Annotated in this window: 11 protein-coding genes; 1 reads left to right on the top strand and 10 read right to left on the bottom strand. The window is 60.7% G+C overall.

Annotated features, from left to right (window positions below):
• Positions 1 to 714: 714 nt before the first annotated feature.
• The 10 genes from FDW81_RS01040 to FDW81_RS01000 all read right to left on the bottom strand — a co-directional run bounded on the left by FDW81_RS01040 (position 715) and on the right by FDW81_RS01000 (position 9262).
• On the bottom strand, positions 715 to 1563 hold the full coding sequence (locus FDW81_RS01040; protein WP_138132226.1) for a hypothetical protein: 849 nt from the start codon (positions 1561 to 1563) through the stop codon (positions 715 to 717).
• 11 nt (positions 1564 to 1574) lie between these two features.
• Positions 1575 to 1808 (bottom strand): hypothetical protein, encoded by a 234-nt coding sequence (locus FDW81_RS01035; RefSeq protein WP_138132224.1) that lies wholly within the window; start codon positions 1806 to 1808, stop codon positions 1575 to 1577.
• Between the two features lie 217 nt (positions 1809 to 2025).
• Positions 2026 to 2262 (bottom strand): hypothetical protein, encoded by a 237-nt coding sequence (locus FDW81_RS01030; RefSeq protein ID WP_138132222.1) that lies wholly within the window; start codon positions 2260 to 2262, stop codon positions 2026 to 2028.
• A 2-nt stretch (positions 2263 to 2264) separates the two neighbouring features.
• The gene (locus FDW81_RS01025; protein ID WP_138132220.1) at positions 2265 to 2468 is read right to left on the bottom strand and encodes a hypothetical protein; all 204 of its coding nucleotides are present in this window, start codon (positions 2466 to 2468) and stop codon (positions 2265 to 2267) included.
• Positions 2469 to 2797: 329 nt separating this feature from the next.
• Complete coding sequence (locus FDW81_RS18035) at positions 2798 to 2974, bottom strand: hypothetical protein (RefSeq protein WP_171027066.1); 177 nt, start codon at positions 2972 to 2974, stop codon at positions 2798 to 2800.
• Positions 2971 to 4050, bottom strand: a complete 1080-nt coding sequence (locus tag FDW81_RS01020; protein ID WP_138132218.1) for a recombinase RecA — start codon at positions 4048 to 4050, stop codon at positions 2971 to 2973. Before FDW81_RS01020 ends, FDW81_RS18035 begins: the two co-directional genes overlap by 4 nt.
• Before the next feature lie 824 nt (positions 4051 to 4874).
• The gene (locus FDW81_RS01015) at positions 4875 to 6299 is read right to left on the bottom strand and encodes a recombinase family protein (RefSeq protein WP_138132216.1); all 1425 of its coding nucleotides are present in this window, start codon (positions 6297 to 6299) and stop codon (positions 4875 to 4877) included.
• 10 nt (positions 6300 to 6309) lie between these two features.
• Positions 6310 to 7188: a type II secretion system F family protein gene (locus tag FDW81_RS01010; protein WP_138132214.1), complete on the bottom strand. Its 879-nt coding sequence runs from the start codon at positions 7186 to 7188 to the stop codon at positions 6310 to 6312.
• Positions 7185 to 8042, bottom strand: a complete 858-nt coding sequence (locus FDW81_RS01005; RefSeq protein ID WP_138132212.1) for a type II secretion system F family protein — start codon at positions 8040 to 8042, stop codon at positions 7185 to 7187. The genes FDW81_RS01010 and FDW81_RS01005 overlap by 4 nt, the downstream gene beginning before the upstream one ends.
• On the bottom strand, positions 8039 to 9262 hold the full coding sequence (locus FDW81_RS01000) for a CpaF family protein (protein ID WP_138132210.1): 1224 nt from the start codon (positions 9260 to 9262) through the stop codon (positions 8039 to 8041). Before FDW81_RS01000 ends, FDW81_RS01005 begins: the two co-directional genes overlap by 4 nt.
• A gap of 670 nt (positions 9263 to 9932) precedes the next feature.
• Here FDW81_RS01000 and FDW81_RS00995 point away from each other — a divergent pair.
• Positions 9933 to 12329 (top strand): lysozyme, encoded by a 2397-nt coding sequence (locus FDW81_RS00995; protein ID WP_240719820.1) that lies wholly within the window; start codon positions 9933 to 9935, stop codon positions 12327 to 12329.
• The last annotated feature ends 59 nt before the right edge of the window (positions 12330 to 12388 follow it).

Genomic DNA, 12388 nt, shown 5'->3' with positions numbered 1-12388 from the left:
TCCGACTGCCATAACGGCTTGTCCTTCCGGTTTTTGGGTACAAAAAAACCCGCCAAAAGCGGGCTGCTATAAAAACTGCTATTCAGTTATGAGCAATGGAGTGGGGAGGAGTTCCGCGGCGCCCGTTTCAGCGCCTTCCTCGACATTGGCGCAGTGTTCACTCATGGGCTTTTTTCCACACGGGCTACCACTGCCGGCTAGTGCGTATCGGGGGCCTATCTTCCGGTGGTTTCCGCTTCCGTTCCCTGGTTCCGTCGCCGCGGGCAGAGTTACAGCCCCGGTGCATTCCCCGGAGCCCCGCTACACCGGGAGCCATACGCCCGCCAGTGTTCACCGATTCGATATGGTCAGCGGTAAAACTCCGGGCGTCTTTCCAAAAGTCCGGGTAAAGCTTCCTATTCTCGAACTCCCAGAGAAACGGGCCACCACATCCAGCGCACGGCAATTTCTCGCGCTCATATTGACGCTTTAGCGCCTCACGCTGCCGCACATAAGTACGGTCATTCCTGTACTGCTTCACGACAAAGATGCCTCCTGAAAATAGGTACAAAAAAGGCCCCCTAAAGGGCCTAAAACTGGGGTTTGATTCCTGTTGCTGCGGAAAATCGAAGCTCGGGGGGATATCCTTGTGCCTATGTCCGAGGGGGCACACCCGGCGGGACCCCGGATTGCCTCCCCACCCCTCTGAGCGGAGTGGAGAGGCACGGATCCCCGTTAGCGGACGTAGACGCGGGGGCCTTCAGCGACCTGTTCACGCTGGTGCGCTGTGGTTGCGGTCCTGCGCCGTTCCCGCAGTTCGTCGGGTGTTGCGACTGCAAGGGTCACGCCTTCGTAGTGGCCGCGAGCCACGTTGATGAGTGCAAGGTCGATGTCTTCCTTCGCATCGGCGGCGAGCTGACGGATAGCGCGCGTGCCGGTGAGGCTGGACTCGTTGAGTACCTTCACTGATTCGCCCATGCTGCGTGCTACCTGTTCCTTCACGGCTGCGGGCAGGTGAACGACAGGGAGCAGCCTGTTGAGCGCTACAGGCACTTCTCCTGGTACAGCGGCGGTGTAGATGCTGGCGATAGTGCCAAGCATGGCCAGTGCAGTGCGTGCGGTCTTGTATTCCGCTGCGGTGTCCGCTTCCACGTTCGCTGCCATGTCCAGCGGCTTAGTAGCGGGGAGCTTCTTAGCGGCGGCTGTGAGGGCCTTAGCGTGCTTGTTGAACACGGGGGTTAGGTCTTCTGCTGCCTGGGCCTGCAAGGCCGGTACGTGACGGCGTACGGCGTCCTGGTAGTTGGTGTTGAACGCTTTGGTGAGCGCTTCTGCTGCCTGTGCGGTGCGGAGCCGGTCGAGGGCTTCCTCGTACCATTCGTCCGGGTTGGTGGTGGTGAGTGCCTGGTCTGCGAGTTCGGCGGCTACCTGGTGGACGGTGGGTGCGCTGTTGATGCGGTCCCGGATCCCGACTGCGAGGGTGGGCGGTGTGAGGCCCGCGGCGTGGTACGTCCGGACAAGGGTGTCCAGGTGGGTGTGTTCAGAGGTCGGGTAGCGGTTGTAGAGCGGTTCAGTAGCGATAGCCATAATGCGTTTCCTTAGAAGTTCGGGAGGATGTTGAAAATGTCGTTAGGGTCAGGTTCCGTCGCGGGCAGCGGTTCGGCTGGTTGCCCGTCCGCGTCCAGGAGTTCGAACTGTCCCCGGAGGAAGTCGGCTGCGCTGTCGGTCTTTGCCTGTTCGGCGTCTTTGGCTGCCAGTGCTGCGGCGGCTTGTTCTCGCTTGCCAGCGGCGAGCTGTTCAATCGCTGCTGCGAAGTCGTCCTGGAGGGTCATGCCTGGTCTCCTTGGAGTGCGTCTGCTATTTCGGTTGCGAGGCGGAGCGCTTCGTTGGCGGGAATCACGAAACGGACGTTTGCCCCGCGCCTGACTACTACGGCTGGTTCGCGTCCGTTTGGGCCTGTAAGGAAGGCTGGGCCGGCTACTAGTTCGGCGCCTTCGCTCAGGTTGCGGGCGTAGTGTTCTCGCTTGGACTGGAATGGGGGTCGGTTTGTCATGCTTGCCGCCATTCGACTGCGTCGTGCAGGGCGTCAGCGAGTGCTACTGCCTGTTCGTCGGTGAGGACGGCCATGAGTCCGCGGCGGGAGAAGATAGCGGCGCCGTGTTCGATTCCGCCGTCTGGCCTTTTTTGGAACGCGGGGACTGCTTCCACGGTTGCGGCCACGCGCTGATTCCTGGCGTGGTGGTCGGGCGTGGCGAGGAATACCCTGCCGTACGGGTCTGTCGCCATTGCTAGTGCCCTTCTGTCGTCTGGTGGACGGTGGCAAGTGATCCCGGATCCTGGACCTTGACGGGTACTTTGGCGGCGTTTTCGGCGATGCGCTTCCACCGTTCGGCGCGTTCCGCTTGGTGCATTGCTCGTTCCCGCCAGATGGCGACTTGGGCCATGAAGTCCCACTGATCTGTAGCTGATTCTTTGTATGGGTCGTAAGCCATGTCAGTTCCTCTTCCTGCGTTGTCTGTCTACTCGTGCGCTTGCTCGGTTGCCTGTGGGGTCGCGGTGCATCCCGCGGTCTGTGTGCGTTTCCGGGGTGTTGTTGAGTGCTTGTATCTGCTGGTGGAGCCTGCCGGCCATCTCTTTCCAGTAGCGGATTTCGGACTCGTAGCTCTCGGCGCTCCTGGTCACTCTGCGGCTCCCTCGTAGATCGCTAGGCGTGTCTCGGCCTCTAAGGCCCTTTGCTGCCATTTACGGCGTTCCAGTTGCTCGTGAAGGGCCTTTTGGGTGAGCGCGTCACACAGCTTCTCTAGATCGGCCCTGGTGAGCTTCACGCGGCCATCTCTCGCTGGTCATACATGGCGAGGCGAGCATTAGAGGCTGCCAGAGATGTTCTGAGGGCTGCTATTTCGGCTTCTGCCCGGCTTAGCTTCTTTTCAAGCTTGGAGATAATGCCTTGGCGGATAGCTGCCCTGTGCTGCCATTTTTCGGCTTCGGTGTACGTCATGCTGCTGTTTCTCCAAGTTCAAAGTGGCCTGTTCCTGTTCCCCGACCCTCTGTGTCAGGAACAAGGAACTGATCGCGGAATACCTTCAGGGCGATGTGTGCGCGGTTGGTTCCCCAGCCGAGACGGTCCTTCACGTCCCTTACGCTGATGGGCGGCGGATCCATTGCCTTTAGTTCGGCTATGTCCACTCCTGGGGCTGCCTGCGGTGTGCGTTCGCCTTCTTCTGGGGCAAACACTGTGAAGCTGGAGTCAGCGAACATCTTGAACGTTCCGGCTAGTGGTTCCTTGTCACTACCTCCGGATTCCGCCCTTAGTCCTCCGTGGCGGTCCTTCTTGATGTTCAGGTAGCAGGATCCGCCGTGCCCTGGCCGGAACTGGTCCTTTACCGTGACCCTGAGCATTACTCCACCGACTGCACGGGCCTTAGCTACTGTCCCTGTTGGGCCTTGAGCCTTTGACTCCGCGTTCTTGGCTACGTGGTCAATTGCTACGACGCATGCCCCCGCCATTGCCAGCGGTTTGAGGACTGAGGTGTGAGCGATAGTGAAGTCATCGGGGCTGTTGCTGTTGAGGCCTAGAGCTGGGAGCAGTTCACCGATACTGTCCACTCCCACAATGTGTGGCTTCCAGGCTTTTAGGTCGGCTACGGTGGCCATCAGGTCGAGCTTGTCTTCTGGTTCCTTGTAGCGGAATCTATTCAGGTCCGAGAGGATTTCCGGGGGAACCCCGAACTCTAGAAGCCTTGTGACAATGCCCTGAACCCCGTTGTGGTCCATGTCGATGAACACTGCCCGTTGGCCGGCGATGAGCGCCCGTGCGATAGCTCCGATGACAACGAATGTCTTTCCGCTCTCTGCTTCACCGAATAGCAAATTGAACTGCCCGGTGTAGAAGATGCACTTGCCATCCGAGCGGTGGAATACCGATGGTGTGGGTGCTGGTGGAAGATCCCCGGATAGCAGGCCCGCTACGTCACCGTAGATAACGGTGTTCCTCGTTCCTGACATAGGGGGTAGAGGAACAGGAACAGTGTGTTCCTCGAAGGATTCAGCAGCGAAGTAGTCCGGTACCGTCATGCGGCCACCTCGTCGCCGTAAGTCCCGTGAATGCCTGGGGCTTCGGTCGCTTCTAAGTAGCGCTTGTTTTCCCACTTCACCCAGTCCGAAACTGAGAGTCCGGCTGTGGCATTGGTTCGTTCCGCATTGCGAGAGAAGATGCCGGCTAGGAGGTCGGTTTGAGCTGCTGTTAGCGGAGGGGCTGCGTCAACTATGCGCTTGATGTATGCGGCGCGTTCCTCGGCGGCTTGACGGGCCTTAGCCGAGGGCTGTACTGTTTCAGTGTCTGGCCCGAATGAGCGCGGGTCTAGATGAGCGTGAACCAAAAATGACTCCTTACAGTCATGCAGCACCTTGAGCGAAGGTGCACAGATACATTGGTTGAGCCTGAAGCCGCCACTCCCTAGGAAGAGTGAGCGGCTTTACTTCGTTGTCCTTGGCTTCTACTTAAATCATGAGCTACAAAACCGACGATTAACAGCCCCCGGTCAACGGACCAGGGACACGGGGAATCAGCTATCCACAGGGCCTTTCGGCGCGGAAGTGTTACCGATTAGAGGGTTGGGACTTGCCCCGTACCGCCTCGTTTCGCGCATGCCAAATTGCCCCCCGTCAACATGACTGCGAGCCCATTTGGTTAATTGGCGCGGTTTGTGGATAGGGATAGGGGGGCGCGCGTCACCCGGACAGCTTGCGGCAGTTTAGGCAAGTAAAAGCCGGGTTTTCGGTAACCAAAAGTAACGACTACTCGGCCGCAATCCACAGGGCAACCCGCAAGCGCATGTGATAAAGATCACAACTTTAGTTGTCGGTTCTGGCAATTGTTACGGGGCGTCACGCGATTGTTACCCCTCTAGCTGCTTCCATTCGATACGCACATGCTCCGGGCTGAACCTGACACCTTTGCCAGCGGGCAGCAATGTCACCTCCACCAAGGCCCGGAGGCTTTGCTTCTTATCTGCCAGTGGCAGGGCGTCCCAGGCTGCGGAAACGTTCTCGGAGCCGATTACCGCCGCAAGGGGATTCATGCCCTCAGCAGCGCTGATTGCGGCTTCAATCGCTGTCAAGGATTTGCTGATCTTCGCGGCCTGCTCCCTCACAGCCGTAGGCGATAACAGTCCATCAGCCAACAAGGAGGCGAGCGCGTCACGCCTCGCCCGCAAATCTGTGGCCGCCGCCCGCAGCTCGGCTATCTGGCCGGAATTAGCGAACAGCCTTGAGGCATCCGGGCGCGAAAGCCTCTCCACCATGACATCAGTAATCAGCTCATCTACGGGCTCCATACGGCGCTGCAAGCAGTAGCCGCCCAAACACCGGTAAACCATGATGGAGCGGCCCTTGTTCTTGTACGGCGCCGCATAGAGCGGCTTACCGCATTTGAAGCACTTAGCGATCCCCGACAGCAGATACTTGGCATTGAGGTCATCGGGAGCTGTGCGCCGCCGCGGATCCATCAACAGAGCCTCCAAGCGCTTATGCGTATCCACATCGATCACGGGTCCCCACTCCCCCGCGCCCATGTCCTCGCCATTGTAGATCCGCTTTCCCGCATACCGGGGGTTCAGCATCAGCCGGCGAACCTGCGTGACTCCCCAAGGGCCACCATCCTTAGTGACTTCCCCTGTCTGTTTGTCCTTCCGTACGTCCGTTGTGCGATACCCGGCAGCGTTCCACTCCCTGGCAACGCTGGCAAGGGTGACGCCGGAAAGGATCTGATCAGCGCCGGAACGTATAAGCGCGGCCTCTTCCTCCACCGCGAAGACACACCCGCTCTCGTCACGGTCATAGCCGAACGGGCGGCGGCTCCAAAAGGCCCTGCCAGCCTCGGCCCGCTGCCTGTTAGCGGCCTTCTGACGGTTCCCCTTGTGCTTGACCTCCATAGACGCAATAGCGGTAAGGATCTGCGCCACAGCCACTCCCGTGGGGTCGCCTAGGTCCAGGGAGACGCCGTGAACGCACGCGATGTTGGCGCGGTGTTCCTGCCCTGCTTCAATGACGCGGGTAAGGTCGCGCATGTTCCTGGTAAGCCTGTCCAGGTGCCACACAACAAGCTTTGTCACGGTGCCACGCTCGATGTCGCTTACCAGTTGCTCGAACGCGGGGCGGCGTTTGCCTGTGCTGGCGCTGACGGAGTTGTCAGCGTAGATTTCCGGGGCTTCCCACCCCTTGGCCTCGGCGTATTTCCGGCAGGATGCCTCCTGACGCTGTACCGCGGCTTCCTGCCCGCTCTTGTCCTCTGACTGCCGGATGTAGACTGCTGTGCCGCTCATAAGAGAAACACTAACAGTTGACTAGTGGCACCATCATCGCGATTTCTTTCTTTCCTGCGGTTTCCATCAGTTCGCGTTTAGCCGTATCCCGGACGTCCTGGGCTTGAGCACGGAGTACGTCGGCCAGCGGGGTGCCGCGCTCAACTGCCACCACAATGCCGTCCACGAACCTGACCAGCGGGGCAAGATCGGTCCGCGCCGAAAACTCCTGCAGGGCCTGAACCAGTGGTTTGCCGGCCCTGGTTTCGGCAAGGATGGTCGAAAACTCCCTGGTCAATTCGCCCTTGGCACTGCGGCAGACCCTGTCTAGCGCTCCGGTGGCGCTTTCCCCTGCGCTGACCGCGAGCGCCATGAGCTCAGCAAGGCTGGGGAACTCGGCCATCATCCGTGATTCACGCCGCCGGACCTGCACGCCGAGCCAGTAGTCGCGCAGCATGAACCCGCCAACCGCACTGCCCAGGATTGCCACTGCAGCGAGCAGCGGACTGAACCTGCCAGCAGCCGCTGCAAGGAAGGTGAAGCAGAGGGCGAGTGCAAAGCCGCCGGCTGCCCACAAGAGTTGCTCTGCGCGAAAGTCGATGGAGGATCTGTTGATTCCTGCCTGTGCCAGCCGGCGCGTAGTCGCTCCCGGCGAGGGGTTGAGGTGCCCCAGCGCGGCCATGCCCTCCCGGAAGACAGGACGGATTATCCGCCCCAGGGGGCCGAACGGCGTTAGATGCTGGTCTCCGGAGTACAGCAGCCTTGACTCAAGGTTCTGGGACTTCAGCTGCGGCTCGATGCGCTGCGTGAACGTGGTTGCCCTCAGGAACGGGGAACGGAAGACGACGAGCCACAGCCCGATGCCCAGGAGCAGTCCGCAGACAACTGCGGCAGGTGATACGGCGTTCATCTGAGCACCCGCTCGTCCTGGGGAAGAGCCCCGATCCTCAGCATGATGGAGTAGCACACGAGGGACACCACCAGGCCGCCGAGAAGGACGCCGGCGCCTGCCGGGGTGTTGTATGCCTGTACCCCTTCCGGTCTTGTGGCCAGCAGGATCATGACAATCCAGGGTGCAGCGACGGCAAGGCGCGCGGCGTTGACTGTCCAGGACTGCCTGGCTTCCAGTTCGCTGCGGGTGCGCGAGCTCTCGCGCAGGAACTCAGCCAAGGTGCCGAGGAGCTTCCCCAGGTCAGATCCTCCCACTTCCCTGGTGAGGCGCAATGCTTCGACTATGCGGTCGGCGACGGGATCGGCGAGCCGGTGCTTGAGCTTGTTGAGCGATGCGTCAAACTGTCCACCTGCGCGGTAATCGGCTCCGAACTCCCGGAAAACGTGCCGCAACTCATCGGGGCCCTTCTCTCCCAGCTGGATGAGGGCCTCCGGCAGCGGCAGTCCGGCCCGGATGGCGGACCGGAGGTGATCGACGACGTCGGGCCACAGTTGCCGCAGCAGGGCGGTTCTCTTCTTTGCACGCCAGCGCAGGATGCTGATCGGGAGCCAGGCTGCGAACAATGCAAAGCAGCCGGCGATTGGCCAGGATCGGCTGATGGCGTAGAAGACGAGTGCAACGAAAAGCCCTAGTCCTACACAGGTGCTGAGTAACCCGGCCGGCGACACCTTTTCAATGCCGGCTGCAGCCAGCAGATCGCCAAGGCGGCTGACCCGGCGTTCCCTGCGCCGTTGTTCAGGCGACTCCCAGAAGGACCACCAGATCAGGAACAGGCCTGTCCCCGCCGTTACCCCCAGCAATGCCGACGTCATCGCGGATCCAGCAACGACGCGACGTCGTACCCTGCGCGGTTGAACTTCTCTGCGGCAGGCATCGAGTTTGCCCGGGGCTGCAGGGCACCGTCCACCATCGCGAACACCGGTGAGGATTCAATAATGCCGTTCTCGACTCTGCGGCCCAGTGAGAGAATTTCAGTTACTTCCCTGCGTCCGCTCGACTGCCGACTGCAATGAACCACCAGATCGATGCACGATGCGACCGTGGGGACAACGAAGGCGCTTGATATGTTTTCGCCGGCGAGCAAGGGAAGCGTGCAGATCTTGGTTACAGCGTCATGGGCTGAGTTGGCATGGACGGTGCACATTCCGGGAAGTCCGCTGTTCAGGGCGATGAGCATGTCCAGGCTCTCTGCCTCACGGACCTCCCCCACCACTAGACGGTCGGGCCGCATCCGGAGCGCTTCCTTCACGAGCCGGCGCAGGGGAATCTCCCCCTCACCCTCGAGGTTCGGTTGGCGGCATTGAAGGCCCACCACATCCCGCAACGGGAACTGGAGCTCGAAGATCTCCTCCACCGTGATCACACGTTCCCGGCTTCCGATGCTGGCTGCCAGGCGGTTGAGCATTGTGGTCTTGCCCGCTTGAGTAGCGCCCGAGACCAGGATGTTCAGGCCGCTTGAGACGGCGGCACCAAGGAATCGGGCCGACTGCGGGGTCAGTGTCCCGAGCTCAACCAGGTGCTCCAGCCGGGTGGCCTTCACTACGAACTTCCTGATGTTGACTGCCCAGTGCTTCCTGGTCACGTCGGGGATGACCACATGGAGCCTCGAGCCATCAGGGAGGGCGGCATCCACAAATGGGGAGGACATGTCCAGCCGACGGCCGGAGCTCTTGAGCATTCGCTCGACCAGGTCCCGGACCTGCTGTTCGGTGAGGCTGAGGGAGGTCAGCTCGGACTCGCCGTTACGGGCCACGAAGATCTCGTTGGGCGCGTTCAGCCAAATTTCCTCAATAGAGGGGTCGTCAAGCAGTGGTTGGAGCACTCCGAACCCGGCAACCGCGTCAAAGAGGAACCTTCGTGCTGCATCCAGCGGGCCTATTGGGGGAAGCGGCCCCAAGAGTGCCCTTTCGTCGTAGTCCGTGACGGCTGCTTCGACGAGCCGACGCACTTCTCCCGCTTGGTTAAGCGGATCGAGCCCCCGACGACGGATCAGTTCGCGGACCTCGTCCTCAACAATTTCCAGCGCGTCCATTGTTTCCCCAATACAACTGCCGCCCCCGGCGGAGGCAGTGCGATGGGCTTTAGCTTAGGGAGAGTACAACACCGCAACAAGTCAAAAGATTGGCTGTGGATAAGCGCAGGATAGTCACAGGATCAACAAATGCACCACTGACACCACTGTTTCCACCAGCAACACGGTGCTATGGTGAGCGCGTTAAGTTTCAAATTTCCTGTTCGGCCTGTTTCCTGGGGAAGCAGCCGGGACAGCAACCCAGATGAGGGCTCCCGGGAGCGCCTCATTGTCTCCGGAGCCAATAATGAAGCGGAACCCGTCTCAGTCCCGTCGCCCCGCACTAAAGTCCTTGGGGATAGTCCTGCTGGCTACTTCACTACTAGCCGGACCTGGTTTGGCAGCTGTTGCTTCCGCCGTCGAGCCAGCTCCTACGCCGGCAACTTCACCTGCTGCAAGCCATACGTCGCAGGCTGTATCGCCCTCGCCGGCGGTTTCTGCTCCGGCTCCATCCCCCGAAGTAACGGCAGGCACATCACCGGCAACTGCAAAAGCTTCGCAGTCCATGGCGGAGGCCGTGGGTGTAGGGGGCGCTGAAATGGGTCAGCGATCCGCTCGCGTCACGGCCTCTGCACCCTCCGATTCGTTCCGGCGCCTCAGCACTGAATCACTTTCTTCCGAGGGCACCTGGATGCCCACCTTTGGTATCCAGGGCCTGGATGTCAGCGGCCACCAGCCGAGCGTGGACTGGAAGCAGCAATGGAACATGGGAGCCCGCTTCGCCTATATCAAGGCAACCGAGGGGAACTACTACAAGAACCCCTACTACGGCTCGCAGTACCAGGGCTCACGTAACGTTGGGATGATTCGCGGCGCTTACCACTTTGCCATCCCCAACTGGTCCTCAGGTGCAGACCAGGCACGATACTTCGTGCAGAACGGGGGCGGATGGTCCGCAGATGGCTACACCATGCCCCCGGTACTGGACTTCGAATTCAACCCGTACGAAGGCCGGACCATCAACGGCTTCTACTTCGGCAACACGTGCTACAACATGTCGCCGGCCCAACTCCAGTCCTGGGTCAGGGATTTCGGTAACACCATGCGTTCGATGACCGGCCGCCTTCCTGTTATCTACACCAACACGAGTTGGTGGAATCAGTGCCTCGGCAATCCTTCCGGTTTTGGAGACTATCCCTTGTGGGTCGCCGCGTACCCAAGTTCTCCCACAAACAACGCCGGTCCCGTCCCTACATCCAGTTGGAGTACCTACAGCATCTGGCAGTACAGCAGCACGGGGCCCTTTGCGGGGGACTCCAATGTGTGGAATGGCGACTACGCCTCCCTGCGGACTTTTGCCGGGGGGGCGGCACCCGCCGGTTCCTTTGACGAGCTCTCGCTCCAACGAAATGAATCGACAACGCAACTGAACGTACGTGGCTGGGCCGTCGATTTTGCCAACTCATCTTCATCAACCCAGGCCCACGTGTACGTCACGGGTCCGGACGGAGTCCGCACCGGCTATGCCCTTCCCGCGAACATCTCCCGCCCCGACGTGAACGCTGCCCTGGGCGTCAGCGGGCAACATGGCTTCCAGCAGGGCATCCAGATCCAGAAATCCGGCACCTACCAGGTCTGCGCCTACGCCATCGGTGCATTCAGCAATACTGCGGTGGGCTGCAAATCACTGGAGGCAAAGGGCGTGGAGGCGCCCATGGGCAGCATCGATGACGCCAAGGAAGTACGCACGGCAGATAAGGTCACGCTTTCGCTGCGCGGCTGGGCTATCGACACTGCAAATCCGGCTACTGCAACAGAAGCACATGCCTACTTGACGGCGCCGGACGGCACCCGGACCGGCTATGCCATCCCTGCGAATCTGTCCAGGCCCGACGTCGACCAGGCGTTTGGCATGGGCGCCAACCACGGTTACCAGCGGGACATCCCCATCACAGCCCCCGGTACTTATAAGCTGTGCGTTTATGCGATCGGCCAGTACAGCAACACCGAGATTGGGTGCAGGGAGCTTAACTTCGCCCCCGCGGCCGCCCCGATCGGCAGTTTCGATGATGCATCCCTCATCAAGACATCCACCACGGCAGCACTCTCGGTGAGGGGGTGGGCACTGGACCGCGGCGATTCAGCTCGGTCCATCTCCGTCCACGTCTACGTCACCTCGCCGGACGGCTCCACCAAGGGTTATCCGTTTTCCGCTTCCCAAGTCCGGGCCGACGTTAACAGCGCACTCGGAGTGACAGGAAACCACGGGTTTGCCGCCGCGGTACCGATTACGGCACCCGGTCAGTACAAGGTCTGCGCTTACGCCATAGCGCTCAGTCCGCTCGCCCCAAACCCGTTGCTGTCCTGCCGGACCGTTGACGTCGGAGCAGTCACACCTCCCACCGGAAGTCTCGACAGCGTCGCGGTCAATAAGACGAGCAGCTCTGTTTCGCTGTCCGTGACCGGCTGGGCCTTGGACAAGGCAGATACTTCCCGATCCATTGACGTGCACGTGTATGTCACTTCTCCTGACGGATCCACAAAAGGGTACGCGTTCACTGCATCCCAGCCCAGGTCAGACGTCAATAAAGTGCTGGGGGTGACGGGTGACCACGGTTTCGCTCCGTCAATTCCCATCACCAGCCCGGGCGTCTACACGGCCTGCGCGTATGCCATCGCGCCCAGCCCGCTGGCTTCAGGAAACCCGCTGATCGGGTGCCGCGCGGCGGATGCCGGCAAGAGCGGTGCACCTGCCGGTGTTCTGGACTCGGTTGCCATCAAGACGACGGCGGGCGTCACGTCGCTGGAGGCAACCGGATGGACCTACGATCCTGACATGCCTACCGTTTCGAACCCGGTCCATGCCTACGTAACCGGCCCCGACGGCAAGACCACAGGATATGCCTTCTCAACCACAGTTGACCGCCCTGATGTAAATAAGGCGTTTGGCATCACGGGGGTCCACGGATACTCGGTTAACGTCAACACCACAGTCCGGGGAACTTACAGGGTGTGCACCTACGGCATCGGGGTCTCCCCTTTCACCACCGGCAACACGTTGTTGGGGTGCCGGACCCTCACGTATTAGAGAGGGAGTCTGTAACAGCAGGAAAGGGGGTGGAGCTTCGGCTCCACCCCCTTTCCTGC

The organism is Pseudarthrobacter sp. NamB4 (assembly GCF_005796185.1).
GTDB lineage: Bacteria > Actinomycetota > Actinomycetes > Actinomycetales > Micrococcaceae > Arthrobacter.
The sequence above is the reverse complement of the archived record's forward strand: the minus strand, read 5'-3'. Positions and strand labels throughout refer to the sequence as shown.

Excerpts from the sequence above, each read along its gene's own strand:
- FDW81_RS01040 (WP_138132226.1), bottom strand. The coding sequence starts at position 1,563 with ATGGCTATCGCTACTGAACCGCTCTACAACCGCTACCCGACCTCTGAA.
- FDW81_RS01035 (WP_138132224.1), bottom strand. The coding sequence starts at position 1,808 with ATGACCCTCCAGGACGACTTCGCAGCAGCGATTGAACAGCTCGCCGCT.
- FDW81_RS01030 (WP_138132222.1), bottom strand. The coding sequence starts at position 2,262 with ATGGCGACAGACCCGTACGGCAGGGTATTCCTCGCCACGCCCGACCAC.
- FDW81_RS01025 (WP_138132220.1), bottom strand. The coding sequence starts at position 2,468 with ATGGCTTACGACCCATACAAAGAATCAGCTACAGATCAGTGGGACTTC.
- FDW81_RS18035 (WP_171027066.1), bottom strand. The coding sequence starts at position 2,974 with ATGACGTACACCGAAGCCGAAAAATGGCAGCACAGGGCAGCTATCCGC.
- FDW81_RS01020 (WP_138132218.1), bottom strand. The coding sequence starts at position 4,050 with ATGACGGTACCGGACTACTTCGCTGCTGAATCCTTCGAGGAACACACT.
- FDW81_RS01015 (WP_138132216.1), bottom strand. The coding sequence starts at position 6,299 with ATGAGCGGCACAGCAGTCTACATCCGGCAGTCAGAGGACAAGAGCGGG.
- FDW81_RS01010 (WP_138132214.1), bottom strand. The coding sequence starts at position 7,188 with ATGAACGCCGTATCACCTGCCGCAGTTGTCTGCGGACTGCTCCTGGGC.
- FDW81_RS01005 (WP_138132212.1), bottom strand. The coding sequence starts at position 8,042 with ATGACGTCGGCATTGCTGGGGGTAACGGCGGGGACAGGCCTGTTCCTG.
- FDW81_RS01000 (WP_138132210.1), bottom strand. The coding sequence starts at position 9,262 with ATGGACGCGCTGGAAATTGTTGAGGACGAGGTCCGCGAACTGATCCGT.
- FDW81_RS00995 (WP_240719820.1), top strand. The coding sequence starts at position 9,933 with ATGCCCACCTTTGGTATCCAGGGCCTGGATGTCAGCGGCCACCAGCCG.